Origin of the sequence: Streptomyces afghaniensis (assembly GCF_044327915.1) — a bacterium.
Lineage (GTDB): Bacteria > Actinomycetota > Actinomycetes > Streptomycetales > Streptomycetaceae > Streptomyces > Streptomyces afghaniensis.
Map to the genome: position 1 here is coordinate 764,632 of NZ_JBIRGJ010000004.1, position 24,491 is coordinate 789,122.

Consider the following 24,491-nt stretch of genomic DNA (forward strand, 5'->3'; position numbering starts at 1 on the left):
CCTGCCTACTTGACCGACCCGCCGGTGATCCCGGCGGCGATGTACTTCTGGGCGACGACGAGCAGGATCGCGGCCGGGACGGCGGAGAGCACCGCGGTGGCCATGACCGCGCCCCAGTCGCTGACATGTGCGCCGACGAACTGGTAGATGCCGAGCGTGATGGGCTTGACGTCGTCCGTGGTGTTGAGGGTGAGCGCGAACATGAAGTCCGACCAGGCGAAGAGGAAGGTGAACAGCCCCGCCGTGATCAGGGCGTTGCGGCTCATGGGCAGCACGATCCGCACGAACGCCGTGAAGCGGCCGGCCCCGTCCACCATCGCGGCCTCGACGACCTCGCCCGGGATCGACACCATGAACGCCCGCAGCAGCACGACCGCGAACGGCAGTCCGAGCGAGGCGTCCGCCAGGATCAGCCCCAGGTAGGAGTTGACGAGGTCGAGCTGCGCGTAGGCGCTGTAGAGGGCGTTGGCGATGACGATGCCCGGAACCATCTGCGTGATGAGCGTCGCGAAGACGATGCCCTGCCCGCCCCGCAGTCCGAACTGGGCGAGCCCGTACGCGGCGGGCGCGGCCAGCGCGAGGCAGACCACGACGGCGCCGAGTGCGACGACGAAGCTGGTGAGCAGCGAACCGCCCTGGGTGCTGATCGCCGTGTCGAAGTTCTTCAGGGACGGTGATACGGGGAACCACTCGGTGGCGGCGATGCTCGACTCGGGCTGGAGAGCGGTGTTGAGCATCCAGTACACCGGGAAGAGCAGCACGGCGAGGATCAGCAGCGCGGCGGCGGTGTTCCACACCGAACGAACACGCAGGCTGGTCGGTCGTTTCGTCGGCCGGTTCATCGTCGGTCACTTCCCTTGCCGAAGTCGGCGCGGTTGGCCCGCAGGTACAGCACGGCGAAGACCGCGCTGATGAGGATCAGGACGTTGCCCACCACGGCGCCCTGGCCGAAGTCGAGCTGAAGGAAGGAGAGCTGGTACGTGACCGTGCCCAGGGTCTGTGTGGAGTCCGCGGGCCCGCCCGAGGTCAGTGCCAGGATCAGGTCGAGGATCTTCACCGTCGACATGAAGCCCAGCACGAGCACGACGGTGATCACCGGGCGCAGCATCGGCAGCGTGATGCTGCGGAACGTCCGCCATGGACCGGAGCCGTCGAGCGAGGCGGCCTCGTACAGGTCTCGCGGGATCTCCTGGAGTCCGCCGTAGAGGATGACCATGTTGAACGGGATGCCGATCCAGATGTTGACCAGGACCGCCGACAGCAGGGCCACACTGGGGCTGCTCAGCCACGGCACGCCGTCCTGCGGGACCAGGCCGACCGCGTGGAGGGCGGTGTTCAGCATGCCGTGGTCCTGGTCGAGGATGCGCCGCCAGACGACGGCGGAGACGACCATGGGCACGAGCCACGGCAGCAGCAGGATGGCGCGTACGAAGCCGGACAGCCGGAAGCGACGGGAGAAGAAGACGGCGAGGGCGAGGCCGACGGTGAACTGGCCGAGCAGCGAGCCGACGGTGAACAGGGCCGTGTGCCACAGGGCGTCGGTGAACAGCTCGTCGGCGAGGACGGCGCGCCAGTTGTCGAGGCCGTTGAACGGGGCCTCACCGGTGAAGTACGTCTTCGGCGTGTAGTGCTGGAAGCTCATCACGACGTTGCGGACGAGCGGATAGCCGAAGAAGAGCGCCATGTAGGCGAGCGCCGGAGCGACGAAGAGCCAGCGCATCAGCCCACGGCGCAGCGGTGCGCGGCCGGCGGCGGACTTCGTCGCGGCGGCGCCCGCGGCGGGCGCCGGGGAGGTGACGGTGGTCATGTCCGGTTCCTCACTTCCCCGCCGAAGCCTGCTGCTGGGCCCGGTGCAGGGCCTGTTCGGGACTGGTCCGGCCCGTCAGCACGGACTGGAAGGCGCCCGCGAGCGCGTCGCCGACGACCGGCCAGCCGGTGCCGACCTTCGCCGTACGGGAGCGGGCGGTGCTGACGAGCTCGGCGAAGGCGGCGAGCTTCGGGTTCTGCTTCGCATACCCCTGTGCGGCCGTGGTGCGGGTGGGCACGTTGTTGACCGATTCGCCCCACCGGAGCTGGTTCTTCTCGGAGTTGAGGCAGTTCAGGACCTTGCCGGCGTTCTTCTCGCGGGCCGGTTCCTCGTCGTTCTTCGGTACGGCCATGACGGTGCCGCCGATGGGCGGCACCGCCGGCTTGCCCGCCTCGGGCACCGGAATGCTCGCGACCGCCCAGTCCACGTTCTTCTGGGCGCTGAGGACCGGAACCTGCCACGGCCCGTTGATCATCATGGCGGCGCGGCCCGCGACGAACTGGTCGTTGACGTCCTGCTGGTTCCAGTTGACGACGGACTTGGAGGCGGAGCCGTCCGAGACCAGGTCCTTCCAGAGCTGGAGCGCGGCCTTGCCCTTGCCGTTGTCGAGCTCGGCCTCGTCACCGCCCGCGGACCAGAAGAACGGAAGGAACTGGTAGACACCGTCCGCGTTCGGGCTCGCGCTGAAGGCCATCCCGTACGTGTCGCCCGCGGTCAGGGTCTTCGCGGCGGCCCGCAGCTCCTTCCAGGTGGTGGGCACGGCGATACCCGCGTCCTTGAGGAGCTTGGTGTTGTAGATCAGCGCGAGGGAGTTGACGGAACGGGCGATGCCGTACTGGATGCCGTCGTACGAGCCGAGGGACTTCGCACTCGCGGAGAGGCCGGAGGTGTCGACCCCGACCTCGTCGAGCGGCCGCAGGCCCTCGGTCTGCGCGAACTGGGGCAGCTCCGAGCCGTCGAGCTCCAGGATGTCGGTGAGCGAGTCGGACGACGCCATCCGAAGCGCCTTGGAGGCGATCTGGTCGGCGGGCACACTGATCTGCTCCACCTTCAGGCCGAGCGGCTTGCCGCAGCGGTCGAAGAACCGCTGGTTGGCGGTGTGCTCGGCGGTGTCGGTCGCCGAGTTGAGCACGGTGACGGTGCCCGGGTCGGGCTCCGCGGCACAGCCGGTCAGCCCCGGCGCGACGAGGGCACAGGCAACGGTGGCGGCGAGCGCGGGAACGCGTCCGCGTCTTGTTCTGGTGCGTGCTGCTAAGAACGGCAAGGCTGGTCCTCCGTGACATGTGCGGCTCTGGACATGCGGTGTCCGGCGATGGGGCGTCGCCGGCCGTGCCGTACGGGCGGTCCGAGTGGTCAGCCGGGCGACGGCGGGGCGATGACCGGCCCGGCCATCCGCGGCTGGATCAGGTGATGCGGCGCGCCGGAGGGCATGCTCGATGAAGGCGCGGCGAAGGGCTCCCGCGAAGTCGATGACCGGTCGTCGCGGCCGGGGCCGATCGCGTCGATGGCGAGCCGGGCCACGGCCGTGGACATCTCCGCGACGGGCAGATCGATCCGCGGCAGATGCCGGATGCCCATCTCGTCCGGGAGGCTGCCGACCAGCACGACGGCCAGATCGTGGGGGATCCCCAACCCGGCCGCCGCCACCGCATCCAGCAGGCGGGGGAGGAGAATCAGGTGCTGGACGACCAGCGCGGTCGGGACGGGCCGCGCGGCCAGCGCCTCGCTCAGCCGCCCCGCGAGGACGTCCGGGTCGCGGTGGGACGGAATGACGCGGACATCGGCCCCGGTCTCGACTGCCGCTCGCCGGGCGCCGTCGAGACCGTGCAGGGCATAGCCGCGGCGTGCGGCGACCTCGTGCTCGGCCGACGAGAGGAAGAGGATCCGCCGATGGCCGGCTGCGGCGGTCTCGCGCACGGCGAGGGCGACGGCGGCCTCCCAGTCGAGGTCGGTCCAGGGCAGCGCCGCGTGATCGTCCTGGCCTAGCAGCGCCCCGGGGAAACCCAGTTCGCGCAGGACCTCGACACGGGGGTCGCGGTCCTCGACCGCCATCAGCACAGCGGCGTCCGCCAGCCTGCTGCGGGCCACCCGGCGCAGCCCACCGACGCCGTCGCCGTCCGTCATCAGCAGCACGTCGTACCCGTGCACCCGGGCGGCGTCGGTGACGTCGATCGCGAACCGCCCGTCGATCGCCCGGTACGCCCCGGGCACGCGCGGCGCGGCCAGCGCGAGCACCCGGGTCCGTGCGCTGCGCAGCGTACGGGCACTCGCGCGCGGGTGGTATCCGAGCTCGTCGATCGCGGCCTGCACCGCGAGCCGGGTGTCCTCGGAGATCTTGCGCGACCCGCTCAGAACGTACGACACGGTGCTGGGCGCGACGCCTGCCCGCTCGGCGACGTCCTTGATCGTGGTCATCCCCACCCCCACCCGGTCGGGCTCAGGAACCGTCGGCTTCCTCGAATCAATCGAATCGATTCGACAAACGGGGTGACCTTAAGCACGGCGGGTGGTGAAGGGCAATACCTTGCCAAGGGTTGATCGAGGCCGGACGCACGCATGTCGCCCGACGCTCACATCACCCACCCCGGGGCCTGCGCCTGGCGGCCCTGCCCGGCTGTGCCTGGGCAGTGCCGCCTGCCGTCAGCTCTCAGTGGGTTCGGGCTGTGCCTCAGTTTCGGGCGCAGCCGTCGGCTTCGCCCCAGGCGCGCTGTAGAAGACGGACCTTCCCTGCTTGGAGCGCTCGGCCTTGCTCTTGGCCACCAGTCCCTCGAGCGTGACGCGCACGACCTTTGTCGCGATGTCGCGATCGGGGTGAGCCTGGCCGAGCGCTGTGGAGATCTCCGCAGCGGAACGCGGTTCCGTCTGCTCGGCGAGGTGGCGCCGAATGAGCTCGACCAGGGTGGGCTCGGCGGCCTGTGTGGTGTCCGCCGTCTTGGCCTTCGGCTTCCGGGCTGTCTTCTTCGCCGGCGTGGCAGGTGACTTGTGCGCCTTCTGCTTCCCGCCGGCCGCAGTGCCCGCCTTGTTCCGTCGTGGGGAGGGCACCGCCGCACTCTTGGGCTCGGCTGCAGACCCGGTCGGCGCCTGTGTGATGCCGAGTGCCTGCTGCATGCTCACCAGCACGCCGTGGTCATGTTGCAGAGCGGCGAGCTGCTCCTGAAGGGAGGCGATTTCCGCTCCGATACGTTCCTGCTCCTTGAGGTTAGCCTCAAGGTCGCCTGTCACCTGGGCGATGTACTGCGATGCGAGTTCAGTGGCGGGAGCCGTTGTCTCGGGCATGGTGTCGAACCTTTCCTGGCATGTGGCCGTACGGCGGTGATGCCTGTTCTTGGGCAAGGACTCGGCGGCCCGGCAGGGACGCCGCATGCGCCGCAAGATGCCTTGGTGAGAGATGGTACGGACAACAGGAGCCGGTTGTTCCCGGTCAGCTCACGGTGTTGGTCATCAGCAGCAGGGAGATGTGCTCAACTCACGCCGATGCGGGCCGCGTTGGTGTCATGCCGGCAGGCCCCGCGAGCCGCCTGGTCGACCAGCCCCGTCGCGGCTCGGCAGCAGATGCTCGTCGGCGCTCGCATCGTGGGCGGGCGCCATCCCGGTGTCAGACCGTCGCCCTATGTTGTCCCGATGACTCGTGATGTGTTCGACCACCGGGTGACAGAGGCCGCGGCCGCCGATGTCCGGCTGGCGAAAATCCAGGTCGACGGCGCCGGCCAGTGGCTGACCTCCGACGGCAAGGCGCCTTCGGAGCCTCTTGCTGCAGAGGTATGGGTGTTCGACGAAGCGCTCACCCGGGTGCTGCTGGTTCATCATCGGTGGCGCGGTTGGGTCCCGCCAGGCGGGCGTGTCGAGCCGGGGGAAACACCTCGGGAGGGAGCGCGGCGGGAGCTATTCGAGGAGACCGGCATCGAGGTGGAGCTGCTGCCCCAACCTGCCGCGGCCACTGTGCGGTCCTATCGCCCGGGGCACCCTCGGGTTGTCGTTCGTCGCGATCGTGGATGCTGCGAAGCCTTTGGTCGCAGAGAGCGGGCAGCCGGCAGCCTGGACGCCCCTCGACGAGGACTGGGCCAGCTACTTTCCTGAAGACTCTTCGCGCGTCCGCCAGCACGCGCGATGGCTGTATGAGGTCGGGGATGAGCAGATCGGGCAAGAGGGTGTGGCATGCAGTTACGGAAGCGAACACCCGCAGGTGTCCGCTGAGGTCGTCGTCCGCTGCACCATCGCTGCGGTAGCGGGCCCATAGGTCCAGGGCTTCGGCTGCGTACCGGCGGAAGGCGCGGCCGTGCGTGGTCAGGCATACCCCGTGAGGGCCGCGGTCGAGGAGGCGATGTCCAGTTGCGGCCTCAAGCCGCTGCACGGTCCGCGACAGCGTGGCAGGGCTGATGTGACAGTCAGCGGCTGTACGAGTGAAACTGAGCGTCTCCGCGAGGTGGAGGAAGAGCCGGTACTGGTCGTGGTCCTGCACCTTTCGCCTTTCGAAACGCCGCGGTACGTAAGTTGCCGTTGCCGTAAGTCCTGTGGGGAGCCTACAAACAGGGCATGCCACGAAGCGACACCACACATCCCTGTCCTGCCTGGTACTTCTCCGAATACGCGCCGGTCGGCATCGACTTGGGCAGCGAAACGGCAGTCGCTGCCTACGACCGCAACCAGGGCACCGACCCGCAAGCCGATGACGCACTGCTGGACCGCTTGGGCGTGACCGAAGGCACCCAACTGGTCGATCTCGCGTGCGGTACCGGATCCCTGGCCGTCCAGGCCGCCCGACGCGGGGCCGTCGCACACGGTGTGGACGTCTCCGAGGAAATGCTCGGCTTCGCCAAGGCGCGGGCCGACCGGTTCGGTGTCACGCCGCAGTGGCACCACGCCGGCTTTCTCGACTACGCCCACCAGGGCCCTCTCGCCGACGTGGTCACCACGAAGTCGGCCCTGCACCAGCTCCCGGACTTCTGGAAACAGCAGGCACTGCTCAATGCAGCCGCGCTGCTCCGTCCCGGCGGGTCCTTCTACTTGTGGGACGTGATCTTCAGTTTCGAGCCCTCCAGCGCAGAGACACATCTGCAGCAGTGGATCGACACAGCGGGCCGCCCGGACGGCGAGGGTTTCACCCGGGCCGACTTCGAAGTCCATGTCCGAGAGGAGTTCTCCACCTACACCTGGATCGTCGAGGGCATGCTGCAGCGAGCCGGGTTCGACATCGTCTCCCGCGCCTTTCCCCGTCCCACTCATGCAGAGTTCTGCTGCCGCCGCCGGTAGGCGCTCAACCATGCCCCATTCGGCTGGTGAACCGTCCGACGTGCCCCGGACCCTTCTTGACGCTCACTCAGTCACCCGCGGTGGATTGCGAATGCGAGGTGAAGATCACAGAAGCATATCGGACGTTTTCGGTCTTTGATCTTCACGGAAGGCTCACAAGTTGGCTAAGTTGACCACTGCGCGCACGACTTCCACCGATAAGCAGGTGGTGTCGTCCGCCCTCGGACGGAAGGAGCGCCCTTTTCCATGGCGTCGGAACGAACCTCGCGCCCCGAAGTGACCGACTTCCCGGACAGGACCAACTCCCTTGCCCCGGAGGCCTTCACCGTCCAGGCCCGGCTCGCGCAGACTGTGGGATCCCGCGGTGAATGAGAGCGAGGGGCCGAGCCCTGACGAGGTCCGGCGGTGGATCGACAGCCTCTACGACCGGGCCGAGAGCGACACGGGTACCTTCAACGCGACCCGCGCCGCCGCGATCCCGCGCCAGCGGAGCGCGGCCGCCCGCAGCCGGTCCCAGGGGGACAGGGAGCCCGCGGTCGGAACCTTTGCCCGACAGTGGTTCGAGGCTGCCCGTGCCAAACTGGGCCCCACCGTGCCGGCGTCGCAGCCGGACAGGAGGTTGCCGGCCCGTCCCGACCGCGCGCCCCAGGCAGCACGACCCGTGCGCCCGGCGGAACGTCCCGCGGAACCCCGCGCTCTCGAAGCGCCCCCGGCGCCCACCGGTGTTGCGTGGGAGCTGACCGGCGGATCAGCTCAGGCACCGACGACTGAACTCCTCCCGGAGCTCCCTCACCAGCGTGTAGCACCGGCTGCGGCAGGCGAGTCCCGGCAGGACGAGAGCGCCTGGCACGCCGGTGCACAGCCGGCCCTCGGCGACCAGGCGGCGCGGCCGCTGTACGAGCCCGCACCAGCACACGCCCCGGAGTCCAGCCCACAGCCCGGCCCGCAGTCCGCCGCGGCGCTGCCCACCGTCCCGCACCCCACCGCGGGTACACACCGTGCGGATCCTCCAACAGGCGGGATGGAGACGTACGGTGCCGGTCCGGCGAGCGGCGCGACGACACCGTATGCCACGGCTCTGTCGGCCGATCCCACCGCTCACTACACCTCCGGACCACCGGCCGACGCCACCACCGCGACCTATGGCGCCGGTCTGGCGAGCATCCCTGCGCCTGCCCTGGCGGCCCCTCTTCCGGCAGTGCCCGCCGAGCCGGCCGCCGCACCCGCTCCCGCTGCTCCGACCGCGGCTGCTGCCCCGACGGAACCGGTCACCTTCACGGCACGCGAAACTCCCTCCACCAGCTTCACACCCGGTGTCTACGGTGGATCCTGGCTGTCGCCGGACGCCGGCCACAGCACCCAGGCGGAGCGGGTGGTCGCCTTCGCCCGAGCGCAGATCGGCCGGCCCTTCGTATGGGGCGCGGTCGGGCCGGGATCGTACGACGCCCCCGGTCTGACCCAGGCCGCGTGGAAGGCTGTCGGCGTCACGCTTCCCCGGACCATCCAGGGTCAGTGGGGAGCGGGAGTGCAGGTCGCGCTCGCTGACGTCCGGGTCGGAGACCTGGTCTTCTTCCACGACGACCTCGGCCACGTCGGCATCTGGAGCGGCGACGGCATGATGATTCACGCCCCGGGTCCGGGAGCGCTCATCCGTGAGGAGTCGGTGTTCTTCGCCGGCCAGTCGGCGATCAAGGGCGCGGTCCGCCCGGCCTGACGTCCCCCTCCGGCCGGTTGCTGCGTCGGCGAGCCGGTGTTCCTCCGGCACGACCTGTCCTTCGGGGCTGGGCAGGGCAGCCCCGCCGGGGGCGGTTCAGCCGCGCCCGTCTGCCATGGGGACGGCGATGTACTTGTACTCGAGGAACTCGCTGATGCCGACGCGTCCGCCTTCGCGGCCGAGGCCGGACTGCTTGACGCCGCCGAAGGGGGCGGCGGGGTTGGAGACGAGGCCGGTGTTGAGGCCGATCATGCCGCTTTCGAGGCGTTCGCTGACGCGCAGGGCGCGGTCGAGGTTCTGGGTGAACAGGTAGGCGGCCAGGCCGAATTCGGTGCTGTTGGCGGCGGTGACGGCCTCGTCCTCCTCGGAGAACCAGCGGAAGAACTCGGCGCCGTAGGCAACTTCGGCACGCGCCTCGGCCCAGAGGCTTGCCCATCTCCAGCGTCATCAGCAGCGCCAGGTCCTCGGTGCGGGCGATGATGCGGTCGTAGGGGAACGTCACGGACAACGGGCGTGGTCCTTGACGTCTGGAACTCAGGCAGCGCTGGGGACACGTGGCCGCAGGTCGTGATGGTTGCTCAGGCGTACGGGCGGTGGGCACGGGCGCCGTGGTAGGGATGCGCGGCCCTGCCTGGTGGTTGAGCAGCCCAAGAGCTCACGGGGGTCAAGCGACGGTTTCGATGGGCAGGACGGCGCCTTGGGTGTTGCGGTGGCCGCCGAGTTTGCGGACGAGGGCGACCAGGGCGAGGGCGAGGATGGCGAGTGCGATGAGGACGGCGCTGACGGCGGTGACGGTCGGGTCGACGTCGAACTGCAGGGCGTTGAAGACCAGGACCGGCAGGGTGCGGGTGTCGGGGGTGGACATGAACTGGGCGATGAAGAACTCGTCGAAGCTGGTGATGAAGGAGAACACCGCTGCCGCGATCAGGCCGGGGGTGGCCAGGGGGAAGGTGATGCGCCGGGCGATGGTCATCCGGCTGGCGCCCATGCTGGCCGCGGCGTCTTCGAGGCGTTCGTCGATGCCGCGCAGGGTCGAGATCATGATGAGGATCGCGATGGGTGCGGCGAGCACGGTGTGGCCGAGGGCGATGGCCAGGGGGCTGCCGAGCATGCCGACCGGTTCGAAGAAGAGGAACAGTCCGAGTGCGATGACGACCTGGGGGATGAGCATCGGGGCCAGGACCAGTCCGTAGACGGCCGCGTGCAGGGGCAGGCGGCCGCGGGCCAGGGCGGTGGCGGCGGTCACGCCCAGGATGAGGGAGAACACGGTCGTCAGGGAGGCGATGAGGCTGGACAGGGCGATGGAGGTGGCCCAGTCGCTGCCGGGTGCGGTCATCTGCTCGTACCAGCGGGTGCTGTACTCCTTGGGCGGGAAGGTGCCGATGCCGTCGGCGCCGAAGGAGGTGACCAGGATGATGACGATGGGCATGGCCAGGAAGAGCAGGATGGCGGTGGCGCTGAGGCCGCGGCCGATGTGTCCGGCCCGGGTGGGAGGCAGTTCCATCATGAGCGGCTCCTTCGTGCGGCGGTCTTCTTGCGGCGGAGCTTGGCCAGGCCGAGCACGCCCAGGCCGGCGAAGGTGAGCAGCAGCAGGATCACGCCGAAGGCGGCGGCGGAGTTCCACTGGTCCTGCTTCATCACCTGCTGGTCGATCAGCGCCGCGACGACGGTCTGCTTGTCACCGCCCATCAGGGCGGGGGTGATGTAGTAGCCCAGGCACAGGATGAAGCTCAGCAGCCCGGCCGTGCCCACACCCGGTGCCACCAGCGGCAGGTAGACCCGGCGGAAGATGGTGAAGCGGGAGGCGCCGAACCCCGCGGCTGCCGCCAGGAGCCGACGGTCCACGCCGCGCATCACGCCTTGGAGGATCAGGACGGTGTAGGGGAGCATGACGGAGGTGGTGCCGATGACCACACCGGTCTCGTTGTAGAGCAGCGAATAGGGCGCGCCGGGGGCGTCCACGGAGGTCAACAGGGTGTTGATGAGGCCGTGTTCACCGAGCATGATGATCCAGCCGTAGGTGCGCACCAGGGCACTGATGAAGTGCGGTACGACCACGATCAGCATTGCCAGGGCGGCGAAGACCGGCCGCATGCGGGCGATGGCGTGGGCCAGGACGAACCCGACGAGCAGGCTGAGGACGGCGGTCTCGGCGGAGATCCGCAGGGTGGAGATCAGCACGGACAGGTTCACGCCGCTGAGGGCGTCGGCGTACCAGTGCAGGGTGAAGCCGCCGCTGTCGCCCTTGAGGCTCAGGGAGAGCACCCCGATGATCGGGTAGACGAACAGCACCAGCAGGAACACTGTGACGGGGACGGCGTTGACCAGGGCGATGCGGGAGCGGTGCCCGCGCTTTTCGGATGTCTTCACACGCACCTTGGCAGGTGCGACAGCGGTGCCGGCCACGGCTCACCCCCCGTCCGTGGCGTCGAAGACGCTGACGTCCTCGCGATCGGCCGTCACGCAGACCCGCTCGCCCGTGCGCGGCGGAGCGGCGGCGGTCTCGATCCGCAGCGGCGGCGTCCCCGGAGCGGCTCCGTCCGGGCGCACCGTGATCCGGGTCAGGGAGCCGACGTAGACGGCCGTCTCGACCGTGCCGGTACAGCAGCCTTCCTCGGCGCTGACCAGCCGGAGCTTGCCCGGCCGGACCGCTGCCCGGACCCGCTGCCCCGCAACACAGGGGTGCTCTCGGGCCGTGAGCACGCCGCCGGTGTCCAGGCGTACCCGGGTGCATCCGTCGGCTGTCGGCTCTTCCACCTTGCCGGTGAGGAAGTTGGCGGCGCCGAGGAAGTCGGCGACGAAGGGGGTGCGGGGGCGTTCGAACAGGCCGCGGGGGGTGTCGAACTGCTCGATGCGGCCGTCCTTCATGATGGCGATCCGGTCCGACAGGACCAGGGCTTCCTCCTGATCGTGCGTCACGTAGATGACGGTCAGGCCGAGTTCGCGCTGGATGGTCTTGATCTCGGTCTGCATCTGGTCGCGCAGCTTCTTGTCCAGCGCGCCGAGCGGTTCGTCCATCAGCACGATCGGCGGGCGGTAGACCAGCACGCGGCACAGGGCGACACGCTGCTGCTGACCGCCGGACAGCTCGCGGGGCTTGCGGCCGGCGAACTTCGACAGCCCGGCCGCCTCCAGGGTCTCCCCGACCCGGCGGCGGATCTCCGCCTTGGACACCCCGCGCAGCTGCAGCGGGAAGGCGACATTCTCCTCGACCGTCATGTGCGGGAAGAGCAGGTACTGCTGGAAGACGAAACCGAAGTCGCGCTTACCGGGGTTGAGTTTGGTGATGTCCCGGCCGTCGACGGTGACGGTGCCGGAGTCGGGCTCGGTGAACCCGGCCAGCATCATCAGCGTGGTCGTCTTCCCCGACCCCGACGAGCCGAGGAAGGTGACGAACTCACCCGCCGCGATCTCCATGTCCACACCATCGACCACCGCCGTGCCGCCGTAGGACTTACGCAGCCCCGCCACCGACAGCGACTTGCCCGTGGTGCGCTCAGGCATCGGCCCACTCCTGCCAGCGCTTGGTAACGGCGTCACGGTTCTTGTCCCACCAGGAAACATCCGCGTCGAACCCGGTCTTCAGGTTCTTCGGCGAGGTCGGCAGCGTGGCCAGGACGTCGTCCGAGAGCAGCTTGGTGGCAGCGGGGACTACGGGGCCGCCCGGGTAGAGCTTGGCGAACGCCGCCTGCACCTCGGGACGCAGGGAGAAGTCGATCAGTTTGTAGGCGGCGTCCGTGTTGTCCGCGCCCTTCGGGATGCCCCAGCCGTTGGTCATCCTGCGGGCGCCGTTCCACTGGTAGGCGACCGGCATGCCCTGCTTGATCAGCTCGTCCGCGCGGCCGGCCCACAAGGTGGTCATGACGACCTCCTTGCGGCCCAGCAGCACCGCCGGCAGGGCTCCGGTGTTCCAGAACTTCTTCACGTCACCGCGGATGCGCGACATCGCTTTGAAGGCCCGGTCCACATCCAGCGGGTAGAGCTTGTCCAGCGGCACTCCGTCGGCCAGCAGCGCGAACTCCAGCTCGGGCAGGTCCACCTCCGCGCTCTGCAACGAGCGCGGACCGCTGAAGGCGTCCGTGTTCCAGAAGTCGGCCCAGCTCTTCGGGACACGCTTCAGGCTGTCCGTGCGGTAGGCCATCAGGCTCGCCCACACGTTCTTGCCGACCGCATGCTCCGCCAGCTGGTTCTCGGCGATCCCGGCGCCCTTGACGTTCTTCAGCCGGTCATGGTCGATGGGCTCCAGACAGGCCAGGCGGGCCATCTTCTGGAAGATCAGCAGCGAATTGTCCATCAGGTCCACCTGCGGACGGCCCTGCTTGACCTGGGCGATGACCTGTGCGGACTGGTAGTTGACGGTGGTGACCGTGATGCCGGTCTCCTTGGCGAACGGCTCGTAGATCGCCTTGGTCAAGGCGTCGTTGTAGGCGCCACCGCTGTTGCTGACGATGAGCCTCTTCTTGCCGCCGCCCGACGAGCCGCGGCTTTCGCCGGTGCCCATGAGGGTGCCGCAGCCGGTCACCGCGGTGGCGGCGGCCAGCGCGCCTGCGGTGCGGAGTACGGTTCTGCGTCCTATCCGGTTGCCTTCCATGGCGGTGCCTCCTGGAAATCGCTGGGGATACGGGGGTATCTGTTGCAGGGACGTATTGGTCCCGGGGGAGGGGGCTGGTACGCCGTAATCGGCGGACGGAAACGGCTCGGGGCTGATGAGGGTGCCGCGCGAGACCGGGGAGAGAGAGGAGAGAACGCTGCCATGTGCAGCGGTGTTCGCGCGCTGTCAAACAGCGGCAGCGGCTATGACGCGACAGCGTTTTTCCACATAGGTGCGGAAGGCACGGGATTCTTGTCCCGCACGGCAAACCCGAACCTCGGGAGAAACCTGGGTGTGTGCCGTGCGGGACTGGTGTGGCTTCGGGTCAGATGCCGAGCATGGTGTTGAGCTCGTCCAGGGACTTCACCGTCACGTAGTCGTAGCCGTGGGTGACCGGGTCGTAGCCGCGGTCCAGCAGGATGAGGTTGCGGAAGCCCATGTCGTGCATCGACATGTGGTCGTAGCGAGTGTGCGAGGCGACGTGCACGAAGTCCTCGGGGGACGCGTCGAGCTGGTCGAGCATGTACTCGAACGCGGCGTAGCGGGGCTTGTAGTAGCCGGCCTGCTCCGCGGTGAAGACCGCGTGGAAGTCCGCCCCGAGCCGGGGCACGCTTTCGGCGAGGAAGGAGTCGTCGGCGTTGGAGAGGATGACCAGCTTGTAGTGCTCGCCCATCTTCTTCAGTGGCTCCACCACGTCCGGGTGGGGCCCCCAGCTGCGGACGCCGTCGGCGAACCGCTTGCCCGCGTCCGGGGCCGCCTTCAGGCCCCACTTGCGGCAGACCCGCTCGAAGGAGTCCTGCAGCACCTGCTCGTAGGGGTAGTACTCGCCGCGGACCTGGTCGTAGCGGTAGCCGCGGAACTCCTTGACGAACTGGTCCCAGTGCTCGGCGGGGATCTGGTCGCCGACGAGTTCATACGTGATGGGGGTGATCGGGTACTCGATCAACGTGCCGTAGCAGTCGAAGGAGACGTACTTCGGGCGGAACTGGAGCGAGGGAATGGGCATGACGATGCTCCTGTCTTTTTCTGGGTAACTGCACATGTTCGGGACTGGCTTTTCAGGAATGCCCGTGACGGGCTTCCCATAGCTGCGCGACGACGTCGTCCAGGCTCACGGTCAAGGAACGCTCGATATTGATCCAGTCGTCCTTGGCGTGGCCGAGGAGGTACTCGCGCCGTTCGGGTGCACGCTCCGCGCGCCAGTTCGTGATCAGCGCACGAAGCGTGAGTCGTGCCAGCGCGGCAACCGGGAGCAGCGGAAGCTCCGAGGGTCGGATCGGCCGCTCCCGTTGGTAGCCGGCAGCGAAGGCGCAGGCATCCCGCCAGGGATGATCCGGCGTCCTGCCGAGCAGGTTCGCCATGGGAACGGCGGGGTCGAAGATCACCGCACTGCGCACGGTGTCGCCGAAGTCGATGACTCCGGTGACGAAGTGATCGCTCTCTGGGTCCACCACGATGTTGTAGGGGCTGAAGTCGCCGTGGATGACTTGCGTTTCGAGATCGCTCAGCCTCGGGACGATGTCTTCGTCGAAGAGCCGGAAGATCGACCGGGCCAACTGGCGGTGCTCGGGGTTCGGCGTGTGCTCGACCAGTTCGGTCAGCTGGTGAAAATGCTGGATGTCCCATGCCAGACCTCGTCGGTCCGCCGGGTGCGTGAACGGCCTGAGCGCCACGTCGATCAGCCCCAGCATCTCGCCCGCCTTGGCGAGCCGCTCCGCGTCCGGGTCCGCATCTGCCAGGACCTTGCCTTCGACGAAGTCGAACACCCGCAGGACACGCGTCCTGCCGTAGTTCAGCCTGATCGTGACATGGTCGTCTCCGCCGGTTGTCAGCTTCACCCGCTGGACGGGCAGGTGCGAAGCGGTGGTTTCCAGGTAGCGCATCGCGGCGGTCTGGAGGGCGACAACCGCCTCCGCCTCGTCAGGTGGTGAGACCTTCACGAGGTAGGTGCTCGAGTCGGTGCTGAGTCTGAACGTGTCGTCCTTCTCGGTCGCCAGTCGCCCCAAGCGCCCGTTGAGGCGGTAGTGCTCCTCGAGGAAGATGCTCACCAGCATCACGTCGATGGGCTCGTGGGACGACGTCAGGCCGCTCTCCTCGAGGAGCCGCTGAGCATGGTTCGCAGCTGGTGAGGTGTTCACGGTCAGTCCCTTCGGCCGGCCTGTTACAGACGGTTCTTCGCGATCTCGGCGAAAGTCTCCAGGAATCGCGTCACATCGGCGGAGTCGAAGGCCAGCGGAGGGCGGATCTTCAGCGTGTTCGCCGACGTGCCCGTGCCGCTGATCAGGATGCGGCGATCACGCAGGTCGTTGATGACGTCTTCGGCAAGGGCGCGGTCGGGCTCGAGGGTCTCCCGGTCCTTGACGATCTCCACGCCGACGAAGAGACCGGCGCCGCGGACTTCGGCGACGTAGGGAGAATCCTTGGTGATCTCCCGCAGTCCCGTGCGCAGAGCGTCGCCGTTCTCCAGGACGCGCTGCTGCACGTTCTCCTTCTCGAAGACGTCCAGCACCGCGGCGCCGGCGGCCACGGGGATGGAGCTGCCGCCGAAGGTGTTGAAGTAGCGGACGTTGCGTCCGAACTCCTCGCAGACCTCGGGGCGGAAGACCACACCCGAGATCGGCAGGCCGTTGCCCATCGGCTTGCCCATGGTGACGATGTCCGGCAGCACGCCGTGGCGGCTGAAGCCCCACATCGAGTCCCCGAGCCGGGCGAATCCCGACTGGACCTCGTCCGCGATGTAGACACCGCCGGCGGCGTGCACCTCCTCCACCACGGCCTGCATGTAGCCGGGCGGGTCCGTGAAGATGCCATCGCTGCTGTAGGCGCAGTCGGTGATCAGGGCGGCTAGCCGGTAGCCGTGGCGCTCGAGGTCGTCGATCGCGCTGCGCACCTGCTGCCGCATGTGCTCGTCGAGCGTGGAACCGGGCGCGACGAGGCGCGGGTCGGGGGCGTCAATGAGCCGGACGTTCGGGCCCAGCGGCGAGCCCGCGCCGAGGGTCGGTGAGAAGCTCGCCACCTCCCGGGTGACGCCGTGGTAGGCCCAGCGGGTGACGATGATGCCCTCGCCTCCCGTGTGGAACCGCGCCACCCGCACGGCCAGGTCGTTCGCCTCCGAGCCACTGCACGCGATGCTCAGCCTGGACAGCTCCTCGGGGAACGTCGAGAGAAGCCGCTCCGCGTAGTCGACCAGTGCTTCCTGGACGTAGCGCGTGTTGGTGTTGACCGCCGCCATCTGGCGGGCGACGGCCTCGGCCACGTGGGGGTGGGCGTGACCGACGCAGGGGACGTTGTTGTACGCGTCGAGGTAGTCGTTGCCGTCACGGTCGATCAGGTGGGCGCCGTGACCGGAGACGAACTCGACCGGCTCCCTGTAGATCAGTGTGTAGCCAGGGCCCAGCACCTCGTTCCGGCGCTGGATGGTCCTCTGGAGGTGTTCGGGGAGCTCACTCAGTACCCCGGGGTCGAACCGGTTGGGGTAGTGGGCGATTGCCCGACTCAGCGTCGAAGTCATCGGCAGGCACACCTTCAGTCTGTTCTGGGTTGCTCGCTGTGTTGGCCGAAACCATACCATCATTTATTCCAGTTCCAACCTGAAACTAGAAACTTCTCGGAGTACGCCACGGGACTGGCGAGGCCACTGCTTGGATCGATGGCCTACGCCCGGCTGGGGGAGGGGGCCTGGGTCGGCCGAACTGCTTGACCCGCCGAGCGGGGCTGAGGGGCTGGAGACGAAGCCGGTGTTCAGGAGGTCTGCAGATGGTGGCTGACGCGCAGGGCCGCAGTCCAGCCCCAGGACGAAGACGCACGTAACCCATGAGACAGACCCAAGGGCGTGTCGCTGGCGTGGCGCAGGACCTTGTCCTCGTCGTCCTTCGAGGGCCAGGTCAGCCGACGACCCGCATGCTGTCGGCATGGAACGCTGGATGAATGAGGCAGCCCTGAGGACGCGGACGCCGTGATGGTCTCGATGAGCCCAAGGGAACGCGCGGGCATCACGGGCGTCCGCACCAGGAAGCCGGCGGAGAGCATCGAAGCAGGAGGTGCGCGGCTGCGCCAGGGCTCGGAGGCCGTTGCCGACCGGGGCCCCTGCGGCGCCGCGTTCCGGCCGCTGAGACCAGCACGGGGGGGGCTCCACAGTGTTCCCCGCGCGTGCTCAGCGTCTCCACCCCATGCCTACTTGATGATGTCCAAGAACTTGTAGAAGGCGCCCGCGAAGGGCAGGAACCACGGCGGACCGAAGTGCCCCGGGATCCGCTTCAAGGGCAGGTCGCTCCAGGGATTGGCAGCCGGAGTCCCGGTCATGTACGAGGCCATCTGCTTGCCCATGTGCGTCGCCATCTGGACGCCGTGGCCGGAGTAGCCGAGCGAGTAGAACAGCCCGTCGTGCTCGCCGGCGTGCACCATGCGGTCCATGCTCATGTCGACCAGGCCGCCCCAGCAGTAGTCGACACGCGCGTTGGTGAGCTGCGGGAAGACCTCGGTCATCGCCTTGTGCAGGATGCGGCCGCTCTTCGCGTCCGACTGCGGACTGGACATGGCGAACCGGGCGCGGCCACCGAACAGCAACCGGTGGTCCGGTGTGATCCGGAAGTAGTTCAGCAGGTTCATGGACGTCGACGCCATGCGCCGGTTCGGCAGCAGCAGGTCGCAGACGTCCTTGCCCAGCGGTTCGGTCACGATGACGAAGCTGCCGACGGGCGCGATCCTGACCTGGTGCCAGCGGAACGGCCGGCCGGTGTAGCCGCTGGTGGCGACGAGCACCTGATCGGCCCGGACGGTACCGCGCGGCGTGACCAGCTCGTGCTTTGTGCCACCGAGGCGCTCGGCCCTCTCGACCGGAGCCTTCTCGTGAATCGTCACGCCGATCCGCGCGGCCGCCTCCGCGAGCCCCTTGGTGAACTTACCGACGTGCAGTCCCGCGCTCCTGGCCTCGACCAGCGCGCCGTGGTAGCAGTCGGAACCGATCTCGGAGTGGATCTCGCTCTTGGGTATGAGGTGGGTCTCGAGCCCGAGCCGGCCGGACATGATCTCGTGGGTCTTGCGCAGACCCTCGAAGTGAGCCGGCTTGGACGCCAGGTTCAGCTTGCCCGTGCGAGCGAAGTCGCAGTCGATGTTCTCTTCCTTGACGAGGGTTTCGATGGTGTCGACCGCGTCGTGATAGGCCAGCAGGTACGCCTTCGCGGTATCGAAGCCGTAGCGGGAGACCGCGGAGCGGAAGCCGATCGACATGCCCGTGGTGGCCATGCCGCCGTTGCGGCCGGAGGCGCCGAATCCGACCGTGTCTCTCTCGAAGACCTGCACGTTCGCGCCCTTTCGCGCCAGGTGCAGTGCCGCCGAAAGGCCGGTCAGGCCGGCCCCGATGATCGCCACGTCGACGTGTCCACCGACGTCGGTCCGGGATCGGTCCGGACCTGGGGGAGCGGTGTCGAGCCAGTAGGGGGTGAACTTCATGTCGCTGCTCTCTCCTGCCAGACATCAATGATATTTGTTGCAGTTCCAGCCTGAAACTAATACTGGTATGGTCGGGGTATGCGGTCAAGCCGTCCCAAAGGAAGGGCGGCGGCCCGGGGACGTCGCAACGCGGTGAGGCGCTCCTGGAGTGCCTCGGAAACCCTGCGGAGTGCATGACAGATGAGTCGAGGACCGTCAGGCAAGGCGGAAGGCGCCGACACGGACCCCTTCGAGCGCGCCCACGCCGGCCCCTTCGAGCGCGCCCAGGCCGGAACGACAGATCCGTCGAAGCAACCAGTTCTCACCGCGTCGAAACCCTTGGGCGTACCGCCCGAACCGGTCCCTGCCCGATCGGCGCACCGGGCTCGCTATGGTCATCACGTGACCAACCCGACCTCACGCGACTACAACAAGGCATCAGTCCTCGACGTGCTCCTCTCCCACGCGCCCTTGACGCGGAACAAGCTCATCGAGCTGACGGGCCTGAGCAAGGCCACGGTGTCCAGAGCTGTGGAGGAGCTCCGTGCCGACGGCTTCGTCGTCGACGGCGGGGTCGACGAGATCACCGGCCGCGGCCGCCGCTCCACCTATCTGGACCTGCCCGGCACGACCGGTCACGTCGCCGGTGTCAGCTTCGGCGCCCAGACCACCGGTGTGCTGGTGACCGACCTGAGGGGGCGTGAGATCCAGCATGTGACGGTTCCCACCGCCGATCACCAGGAGGTCGATGACGCCGCGCGATGGCTGGTCGACCTGATCGCGCAGGCCGCCCGATCTGCGCAGGGTCCTCTGCGTCAGATCGTCGCCGCAGTGCCCGGCCGGGTCCGGGGCGGCACGGAGATCTTCGGCCCCGCGGAGTCGATGAAAATCTTCGCGGGCTCAGGCCTCCAGCAAGCCCTCGAGAACCTTGTCGAGGCCCCTGTGCTCCTCGACAGCGATGCCAACGCGTCCCTGCTCGGAATCCTCACCGACGACGCGACCATCAGGAACGCCGCGCTCTTCAGCGTCAGCACCATACTGAACTTCGCCAGCTGCACGGATCACGAGCTCGCCCGGGGACGTACACCCACATTCGGCGACATCGGTGTGCTCTCCTCCGGAGTCGGCGACGAGAACCTCGACGACCTGCTGAGCACCAGGGGTCTGCTCCGGTTCGCCCGCAAGCGGGGGCTCGACCTGGAGCGCATCGAGGATCTCTGGCTGCAACCGCACACCGAGGCGCCGCATGCCGAAGTGCTGCAGGCGTTCACCAGGGCGATCGTGACCGCTGTCAGTGTCGTCGCGGTGACGCTCGACCCGGAGTCGGTCTACTTCGTGGGCCGGCTGCGCCCGCTCGTCGACATCGTCCTTCCCCAGGTGCGTGAGCGGCTCGGCCAGAGCCTTCCGGCAGTGCCGGAGATCAGGACGGGTCCGCATCGGATCGGTCTGTCGACGGCGCAAGGGGCGGTCTACGCGTGCCTGACGATTGCTCAGGAACGGTTGAGAGAAGCCGTGCTCGGTGCGCGGCGCCAGAGTCGGGCCGCCGAGCAGGCGGCACCGGCCTTCTGAGCCGATCGGCAGGCGACGCCAGGGACGCCCGCACTGGGGTCAACTGGCCCTACCCCGATGAGCGTAATTGCGAGGTAGCGGCTTGCTCGGCAACGATCACTCCGCTGATGTGGGGTTTTTGCGCTGGTTGGCATAGAAGCGCGCTTTTTTCTGACGATTCCCGCACGTGTTCATGTCACACCACTTGCGGGTGCGGCTCTGGCTGGCGTCGAAGAAGGCGGCCCGGCAGGTCGGCGATGCGCACAAGGCCAATTTTCCGTCTCGCTCGCCCGCGATGATGCTGATCGCGTCGGCGGCGATCACGCTGAGGGCATCTTCCACGCAGGAAGCCGAGCTGAGCCGCCATCGCCGCTCACCCTCGGGCGTCAGAACAGCCGCGGCCCGACCCTGAGCGCTGCGGTCGTTGATGACTTGGACAGCTGACGCAGGGAGAGCGTCCTGAGTCGCGGCCGCTGTCGCGGCGGCGTGAATCGACTCCCTCAATTCCCGGGCGAGTTCGAGCTGGGCGGTGGTGCAGGAGTCCACGGCGAGGCCGCTCACTGCGAGCCAGTCGATGAGTCGGTCCGGCGTGGGGATCCGCTCTACAGCGTTGCCATAACGCTCCGACAGAGTCCCCGTGAAGCTGGTCGCCAGCACCTTACCGAGGCGGAAGTCAGGGAACCCAGCACGCATGGAACCACCTTAGCAGGTTGCACCCTGGTGCGAAGGCGTAGTAGAACCGTCTTAGCCGGTTCGCGATGGTTCGCAGCCGCTTCCACGATGGCCAGGAGGTCTCATGCCCCGTCGGACCAGCGACGTGCAAGCATTCGAAGCCCACGCAGCTGACGCTGACCTTGACGATCTGCGCGCGCGACTGGCTGCGGCGCGACTACCGGAAGCTGAGACGGTCAATCGCTCGGCGCCCGACCCCCGCCGATGGGAACAGGGCGTTCCTCTCGCCGACCTCGTCGATGTCGTGAACTACTGGCGCACCGGGTACAACTGGCGGTCGTTCGAAGAGCGCCTCAACCGCATCGGCCAGTTCCGCACGACCATTGACGATCTGGGAATCCACTTCCTGCACCGCCGATCCGCGCGCGCGGATGCCACTCCTCTGATCATGACGCACGGCTGGCCGGACAGCATTGCTCGGTTCATCGACGTAGTGGACGAGCTGGCAGATCCGAAGGATGCGGACGCGCCGGCGTTCCACGTCGTGGTCCCGTCGCTACCAGGCTTTGGTTACAGCGACAAGCCGGCCACCACCGGGTGGGGAACCGAAAAGATCGCGGCCGCATGGGTGGAACTGATGGGAAGGCTCGGCTACAGCAAGTTCGTAGCCCACGGCGGCGACTGGGGAGGAAATATCACCACGGTCCTCGGCGGCAGGTTCCCGGCGCACGTTCTTGGTATCCACACCACGTTCGCGGAGGGACCGCCCGGGTTGACAACGGACGGACTGACGGCGGTCGAGCGCAAATGGATCGAGGAAACCCGCGATTTCTGGAGCCACCGCGCGGCGTACGCGAAGCAGCAGGCAACCCGACCGCAGACCATCGGCTACTCGCTCGTCGACTCACCGGTCGGCCTTCTTGCCTGGATCCTGGACAAGTTCGCCGAGTGGTCAGACACCGAAGACAGCCCGTTCGAGACGATTTCCAGGGACCGCATTCTTGACGACGTCACCCTCTACTGGCTGACGCGGACCGGCGCATCGGCGGCCCGCATCTACTACGAGAGCCACAACTCGCTGGACCCCGAACTCCGGGTCGACGTCCCATCAGCACTCACTATGTATCCCCGCGACGTCGAGAAGTGTCCGCGTCCCTGGGCACGGGAGCGGTACCGGCAGATCGTCCGATGGAGGACGCCCGAGAGTGGGGGACATTTCCCGTCGCTGGAGGTTCCCGAGTATTTCGTCAAAGATCTGCAAGAAGGCCTCGCGGCAGTGCTGGCCGCTGATCGGTAATGCGGCTTGCGACCCGAAAGGGCCCGCGACTGGGTCTGCTGCTCGGGATGTGAGCGAGCTGAGAAGGCGTCAGGGCCTTCACGATCGGCGGCGACTAAATGATCGTTTCAGAATGAGTTGAGCTGCCCGCCTTGTGCTCGACGATCTTGGTCGCCAGGGTCTCCGGGTGCGTGCTGATCTTGTTCCTGACGACCTGTGGGAGCGGGTGGCCCCGCTGCTGCCGCCCGCCCCCGAACGGCGCCATCGCCACGCTGGGCGGCTGCGCGTTCCCGACCGACTGGCGCTCGCCGGCGTCATGTATGTGCTGCGGACCGGTGTCGCTTGGCGCGATGTCCCCGCAGAGACCGTTGGCTGTTCCGGGGTGACGGCCTGGCGTCGGCTGCGGGACTGGACCGAGGCCGGTGTGTGGCCGCGCCTGCACGCCGCCCTGTTGTCCGAGCTTCGTCGCGCCAGCCTGCTGGACCTGGACGACTGCTCCGCAGACGGATCGCACGTCCGGGCCCTCAAAGGGGGGATCACGTCGGCCCGTCGCCCGTCGACCGCGCCCGCCCCGGCTCCAAGCACCACCTGATCGTCGACCGGCACGGAACCCCGCTCGCTGCAGTCTCATAAGCCTCCGCCGCCTACGAACCGCATCCTGAAACGATCAGTTGGCTGCGCTGAACCACCCCGGTCGCACCTCGGTCAGAAGCGGTTGCAGCGAGCTCACTGCGAACCGCAGGTCCTCATCCGTGACGTCAACAGACTCCGGCAGGCTCAGCCCATACCCGCGGAGTCGCCAGAGGTCGAAAACTTCACTCCCGTCGGCTGCGAAGTCCACATCGAGCTCCGTGCCGTTGTCGCTCACGAAGCGGCAGCCTGCCCCATGAACCCTGTAGGAGTAGGTGCCGATGTGCCCACTCCGGCTGATCCGGTGCGATCGGGCCAGCTCGAGGACGTCCGCCAGTCGCTCAAGCGAGGGGATCGCCACCCTCATGGCCTCGTCAATCGCGTTCAGAGCGCGGACGTAACCGAGGACGAGGTCTCGAGCCGCACCAACCCGTTGCATACGACGTCATCCCCCTGAACCTGTGGATGAACGGATTGTTCCATGGGGCAGTCAGCGACTCCACAAGACGGCATTCTGAAACGATCAGTTAGTGGTCGGCTCCGAAAATACTTCGGGGGTGACAGCCAACCCAGTCGATCAGGCTTCCTTGTCAGCGCACCTGGTCGCTCCTCCGCCCGATGCCTTTGAACCTGGTCGGAGTTCCCTCCGGGGCGAACGAGTGGTGGAAGGTGAAGGCGTGCGGCGCGGAGCCGTGGTCGTGGAGGTGTTCCAGCCTGGAAACCCCGTCCTGCCAGGTGGGTATCACGCCGTCGGAGACCCACCAGATCACGTAATTTGGGTGCCCTGTCCTCTCGAACCAGTCGTAACGCCTGTTCAGCGCCGCGCGGTGCAGACCGGTGTAGACGGCGTCGAAGGCGGGGCGCAGGTCGGTCCAGAGTGAGAGGGTCGCGGCCAGGGCGGTGGTTTCCACCGTTCGGCCCTTGTCGTACCAAGTCGGTACGGCGAACTCTCCCCATGCACCCCAGTCCGCCTCGAAGAGCATGCCCCGGTCACCGTCTGCCGTTTCAGCACGCGCGAGGTACCCGGGGTGCTGACTGATTGCGCGATAGACGGCCTCACCAATGTCGTAGAACTTGCTCGTGAGCGGTGCGGGATCGGCGAGAGGTGACTTCAGGACGCCGAATGTGTACAGCGCGAGATGGGGCATGCGTCTCTCCCTGATTGGGCGGCCTGGTGTGGGCCCGGTTCGGTGGCTTACGTATGGGGCGAGGATTCGTGGGGCGTGACCAACTCACCCCGTCGCGGGTGGTTCAGCCTGAAGGAACTCCCGTGCGACCGTGGGCGATCGCCGAAGACCAGGTGAAGGTAGCTGCCTCTGCGGGCGATGTCGAAGTTGCGTTTTCCCTGTCCAAGTGGCCTCTGGCACCGGTCATTGCGGGGGCCGGGGCGGTGACGGGCGGGGCAGGCCGCGAGGCACCAGTGATCCACTTCGGCCGATCGGTTCCCCCGCTATGCGGCTCAATCGCGCACGCTGCGAGCGAATCGTCGAGGGAGTATTGAAAACGGGGACGGCACGCTGCGGCTGATCGTCTTCATCGCAGTGGCCGCCTGCGCCGCACTCATCCTTGGTGG

22 protein-coding genes and 3 pseudogenes are annotated in these 24,491 nt (G+C 67.8%); 7 read left to right on the forward strand and 18 right to left on the reverse strand.

The features are described 5' to 3' along the window. Nucleotides 1-5: 5 nt before the first annotated feature. From ACH4G3_RS17960 to ACH4G3_RS17980, 5 genes are all read right to left on the reverse strand, one after another. Complete coding sequence (locus ACH4G3_RS17960) at nucleotides 6-842, reverse strand: carbohydrate ABC transporter permease (RefSeq protein WP_397625375.1); 837 nt, start codon at nucleotides 840-842, stop codon at nucleotides 6-8. Next, nucleotides 839-1,807 carry a carbohydrate ABC transporter permease gene (locus ACH4G3_RS17965; RefSeq protein ID WP_397625376.1) on the reverse strand — a complete coding sequence of 323 codons (969 nt, stop codon included), beginning with the start codon at nucleotides 1,805-1,807 and terminating at the stop codon, nucleotides 839-841. The genes ACH4G3_RS17960 and ACH4G3_RS17965 overlap by 4 nt, the downstream gene beginning before the upstream one ends. A 10-nt stretch (nucleotides 1,808-1,817) precedes the next feature. Beyond that, nucleotides 1,818-3,071, reverse strand: coding sequence for a sugar ABC transporter substrate-binding protein (locus ACH4G3_RS17970; RefSeq protein WP_397625377.1), 1,254 nt, complete (start codon nucleotides 3,069-3,071; stop codon nucleotides 1,818-1,820). 89 nt (nucleotides 3,072-3,160) lie between these two features. Continuing rightward, on the reverse strand, nucleotides 3,161-4,222 hold the full coding sequence (locus tag ACH4G3_RS17975; RefSeq protein ID WP_397625378.1) for a LacI family DNA-binding transcriptional regulator: 1,062 nt from the start codon (nucleotides 4,220-4,222) through the stop codon (nucleotides 3,161-3,163). Between the two features lie 225 nt (nucleotides 4,223-4,447). Beyond that, nucleotides 4,448-5,083, reverse strand: a complete 636-nt coding sequence (locus ACH4G3_RS17980; RefSeq protein WP_397625379.1) for a hypothetical protein — start codon at nucleotides 5,081-5,083, stop codon at nucleotides 4,448-4,450. Between the two features lie 345 nt (nucleotides 5,084-5,428). Here ACH4G3_RS17980 and ACH4G3_RS17985 point away from each other — a divergent pair, with 345 nt between their 5' ends. After that, complete coding sequence (locus ACH4G3_RS17985; RefSeq protein ID WP_397625380.1) at nucleotides 5,429-5,884, forward strand: NUDIX domain-containing protein; 456 nt, start codon at nucleotides 5,429-5,431, stop codon at nucleotides 5,882-5,884. 205 nt (nucleotides 5,885-6,089) lie between these two features. On the opposite strand, the pseudogene ACH4G3_RS17990 reads toward ACH4G3_RS17985, so the two are convergent. Further along, nucleotides 6,090-6,362: pseudogene (locus tag ACH4G3_RS17990) on the reverse strand (helix-turn-helix domain-containing protein); the annotation flags it as partial. Here ACH4G3_RS17990 and ACH4G3_RS17995 point away from each other — a divergent pair. The 3 genes from ACH4G3_RS17995 to ACH4G3_RS18005 all read left to right on the forward strand — a co-directional run bounded on the left by ACH4G3_RS17995 (nucleotide 6,341) and on the right by ACH4G3_RS18005 (nucleotide 8,771). Then, nucleotides 6,341-7,057, forward strand: a complete 717-nt coding sequence (locus tag ACH4G3_RS17995; RefSeq protein ID WP_397625381.1) for a class I SAM-dependent methyltransferase — start codon at nucleotides 6,341-6,343, stop codon at nucleotides 7,055-7,057. The pseudogene ACH4G3_RS17990 and the gene ACH4G3_RS17995 overlap by 22 nt on opposite strands. A 246-nt stretch (nucleotides 7,058-7,303) precedes the next feature. Continuing rightward, complete coding sequence (locus ACH4G3_RS18000) at nucleotides 7,304-7,429, forward strand: hypothetical protein (protein WP_397625382.1); 126 nt, start codon at nucleotides 7,304-7,306, stop codon at nucleotides 7,427-7,429. Nucleotides 7,430-8,078: 649 nt separating this feature from the next. Then, nucleotides 8,079-8,771: a C40 family peptidase gene (locus tag ACH4G3_RS18005; protein ID WP_397625383.1), complete on the forward strand. Its 693-nt coding sequence runs from the start codon at nucleotides 8,079-8,081 to the stop codon at nucleotides 8,769-8,771. 96 nt (nucleotides 8,772-8,867) lie between these two features. Here the strand turns inward: ACH4G3_RS18005 and ACH4G3_RS18010 are convergent. The 9 genes and pseudogenes from ACH4G3_RS18010 to ACH4G3_RS18050 all read right to left on the reverse strand — a co-directional run. Beyond that, a pseudogene (locus tag ACH4G3_RS18010) lies at nucleotides 8,868-9,143 on the reverse strand (aldehyde dehydrogenase family protein); the annotation flags it as partial. Between the two features lie 292 nt (nucleotides 9,144-9,435). Then, entirely contained in the window at nucleotides 9,436-10,278 is an 843-nt protein-coding gene (locus ACH4G3_RS18015; protein ID WP_397625384.1) for an ABC transporter permease, read from the reverse strand. Continuing rightward, complete coding sequence (locus tag ACH4G3_RS18020; RefSeq protein WP_397625385.1) at nucleotides 10,275-11,141, reverse strand: ABC transporter permease; 867 nt, start codon at nucleotides 11,139-11,141, stop codon at nucleotides 10,275-10,277. The genes ACH4G3_RS18015 and ACH4G3_RS18020 overlap by 4 nt, the downstream gene beginning before the upstream one ends. Before the next feature lie 39 nt (nucleotides 11,142-11,180). Then, on the reverse strand, nucleotides 11,181-12,275 hold the full coding sequence (locus ACH4G3_RS18025) for an ABC transporter ATP-binding protein (protein WP_397625386.1): 1,095 nt from the start codon (nucleotides 12,273-12,275) through the stop codon (nucleotides 11,181-11,183). Beyond that, complete coding sequence (locus tag ACH4G3_RS18030) at nucleotides 12,268-13,362, reverse strand: extracellular solute-binding protein (protein ID WP_397625387.1); 1,095 nt, start codon at nucleotides 13,360-13,362, stop codon at nucleotides 12,268-12,270. Before ACH4G3_RS18030 ends, ACH4G3_RS18025 begins: the two co-directional genes overlap by 8 nt. A 325-nt stretch (nucleotides 13,363-13,687) precedes the next feature. Next, nucleotides 13,688-14,368: a haloacid dehalogenase type II gene (locus ACH4G3_RS18035; protein ID WP_397625388.1), complete on the reverse strand. Its 681-nt coding sequence runs from the start codon at nucleotides 14,366-14,368 to the stop codon at nucleotides 13,688-13,690. 52 nt (nucleotides 14,369-14,420) lie between these two features. Beyond that, nucleotides 14,421-15,500, reverse strand: a complete 1,080-nt coding sequence (locus ACH4G3_RS18040) for a phosphotransferase (protein WP_397625389.1) — start codon at nucleotides 15,498-15,500, stop codon at nucleotides 14,421-14,423. Nucleotides 15,501-15,523: 23 nt separating this feature from the next. Then, nucleotides 15,524-16,873, reverse strand: a complete 1,350-nt coding sequence (locus ACH4G3_RS18045; protein WP_397625390.1) for an aspartate aminotransferase family protein — start codon at nucleotides 16,871-16,873, stop codon at nucleotides 15,524-15,526. A 662-nt stretch (nucleotides 16,874-17,535) separates the two neighbouring features. Further along, nucleotides 17,536-18,813 (reverse strand): NAD(P)/FAD-dependent oxidoreductase, encoded by a 1,278-nt coding sequence (locus ACH4G3_RS18050; protein WP_397625391.1) that lies wholly within the window; start codon nucleotides 18,811-18,813, stop codon nucleotides 17,536-17,538. 381 nt (nucleotides 18,814-19,194) lie between these two features. On the opposite strand from ACH4G3_RS18050, the gene ACH4G3_RS18055 reads away from it, so the two are divergent. Continuing rightward, nucleotides 19,195-20,361: an ROK family transcriptional regulator gene (locus ACH4G3_RS18055; protein WP_397625392.1), complete on the forward strand. Its 1,167-nt coding sequence runs from the start codon at nucleotides 19,195-19,197 to the stop codon at nucleotides 20,359-20,361. A gap of 96 nt (nucleotides 20,362-20,457) precedes the next feature. Here the strand turns inward: ACH4G3_RS18055 and ACH4G3_RS18060 are convergent, their stop codons facing one another. Next, on the reverse strand, nucleotides 20,458-21,033 hold the full coding sequence (locus ACH4G3_RS18060) for a CGNR zinc finger domain-containing protein (RefSeq protein ID WP_397625393.1): 576 nt from the start codon (nucleotides 21,031-21,033) through the stop codon (nucleotides 20,458-20,460). Nucleotides 21,034-21,136: 103 nt separating this feature from the next. On the opposite strand from ACH4G3_RS18060, the gene ACH4G3_RS18065 reads away from it, so the two are divergent. Both ACH4G3_RS18065 and ACH4G3_RS18070 read left to right on the forward strand, forming a co-directional pair. Beyond that, nucleotides 21,137-22,309, forward strand: coding sequence for an epoxide hydrolase family protein (locus ACH4G3_RS18065; protein WP_397625394.1), 1,173 nt, complete (start codon nucleotides 21,137-21,139; stop codon nucleotides 22,307-22,309). Between the two features lie 166 nt (nucleotides 22,310-22,475). Further along, a pseudogene (locus ACH4G3_RS18070) lies at nucleotides 22,476-22,909 on the forward strand (IS5 family transposase); the annotation flags it as partial. Between the two features lie 46 nt (nucleotides 22,910-22,955). Here ACH4G3_RS18070 and ACH4G3_RS18075 read toward each other — a convergent pair. Both ACH4G3_RS18075 and ACH4G3_RS18080 read right to left on the reverse strand, forming a co-directional pair. Continuing rightward, a complete protein-coding gene (locus ACH4G3_RS18075) occupies nucleotides 22,956-23,357 on the reverse strand; it encodes a DUF6896 domain-containing protein (protein WP_397625395.1) in 402 nt (133 codons plus the stop codon). 151 nt (nucleotides 23,358-23,508) lie between these two features. Next, complete coding sequence (locus ACH4G3_RS18080; RefSeq protein WP_397625396.1) at nucleotides 23,509-24,066, reverse strand: DUF3291 domain-containing protein; 558 nt, start codon at nucleotides 24,064-24,066, stop codon at nucleotides 23,509-23,511. Nucleotides 24,067-24,491 lie beyond the last annotated feature (425 nt).

What these genes read in the sequence shown, in the direction of transcription:
- ACH4G3_RS17960 (WP_397625375.1), bottom strand. Translation starts at nt 842, where the DNA reads ATGAACCGGCCGACGAAACGACCGACCAGCCTGCGTGTTCGTTCGGTG.
- ACH4G3_RS17965 (WP_397625376.1), bottom strand. Translation starts at nt 1,807, where the DNA reads ATGACCACCGTCACCTCCCCGGCGCCCGCCGCGGGCGCCGCCGCGACG.
- ACH4G3_RS17975 (WP_397625378.1), bottom strand. Translation starts at nt 4,222, where the DNA reads ATGACCACGATCAAGGACGTCGCCGAGCGGGCAGGCGTCGCGCCCAGC.
- ACH4G3_RS17980 (WP_397625379.1), bottom strand. Translation starts at nt 5,083, where the DNA reads ATGCCCGAGACAACGGCTCCCGCCACTGAACTCGCATCGCAGTACATC.
- ACH4G3_RS17985 (WP_397625380.1), top strand. Translation starts at nt 5,429, where the DNA reads ATGACTCGTGATGTGTTCGACCACCGGGTGACAGAGGCCGCGGCCGCC.
- ACH4G3_RS17995 (WP_397625381.1), top strand. Translation starts at nt 6,341, where the DNA reads ATGCCACGAAGCGACACCACACATCCCTGTCCTGCCTGGTACTTCTCC.
- ACH4G3_RS18000 (WP_397625382.1), top strand. Translation starts at nt 7,304, where the DNA reads ATGGCGTCGGAACGAACCTCGCGCCCCGAAGTGACCGACTTCCCGGAC.
- ACH4G3_RS18005 (WP_397625383.1), top strand. Translation starts at nt 8,079, where the DNA reads ATGGAGACGTACGGTGCCGGTCCGGCGAGCGGCGCGACGACACCGTAT.
- ACH4G3_RS18015 (WP_397625384.1), bottom strand. Translation starts at nt 10,278, where the DNA reads ATGATGGAACTGCCTCCCACCCGGGCCGGACACATCGGCCGCGGCCTC.
- ACH4G3_RS18025 (WP_397625386.1), bottom strand. Translation starts at nt 12,275, where the DNA reads ATGCCTGAGCGCACCACGGGCAAGTCGCTGTCGGTGGCGGGGCTGCGT.
- ACH4G3_RS18030 (WP_397625387.1), bottom strand. Translation starts at nt 13,362, where the DNA reads ATGGAAGGCAACCGGATAGGACGCAGAACCGTACTCCGCACCGCAGGC.
- ACH4G3_RS18035 (WP_397625388.1), bottom strand. Translation starts at nt 14,368, where the DNA reads ATGCCCATTCCCTCGCTCCAGTTCCGCCCGAAGTACGTCTCCTTCGAC.
- ACH4G3_RS18045 (WP_397625390.1), bottom strand. Translation starts at nt 16,873, where the DNA reads ATGACTTCGACGCTGAGTCGGGCAATCGCCCACTACCCCAACCGGTTC.
- ACH4G3_RS18050 (WP_397625391.1), bottom strand. Translation starts at nt 18,813, where the DNA reads ATGAAGTTCACCCCCTACTGGCTCGACACCGCTCCCCCAGGTCCGGAC.
- ACH4G3_RS18060 (WP_397625393.1), bottom strand. Translation starts at nt 21,033, where the DNA reads ATGCGTGCTGGGTTCCCTGACTTCCGCCTCGGTAAGGTGCTGGCGACC.
- ACH4G3_RS18065 (WP_397625394.1), top strand. Translation starts at nt 21,137, where the DNA reads ATGCCCCGTCGGACCAGCGACGTGCAAGCATTCGAAGCCCACGCAGCT.
- ACH4G3_RS18075 (WP_397625395.1), bottom strand. Translation starts at nt 23,357, where the DNA reads ATGCAACGGGTTGGTGCGGCTCGAGACCTCGTCCTCGGTTACGTCCGC.
- ACH4G3_RS18080 (WP_397625396.1), bottom strand. Translation starts at nt 24,066, where the DNA reads ATGCCCCATCTCGCGCTGTACACATTCGGCGTCCTGAAGTCACCTCTC.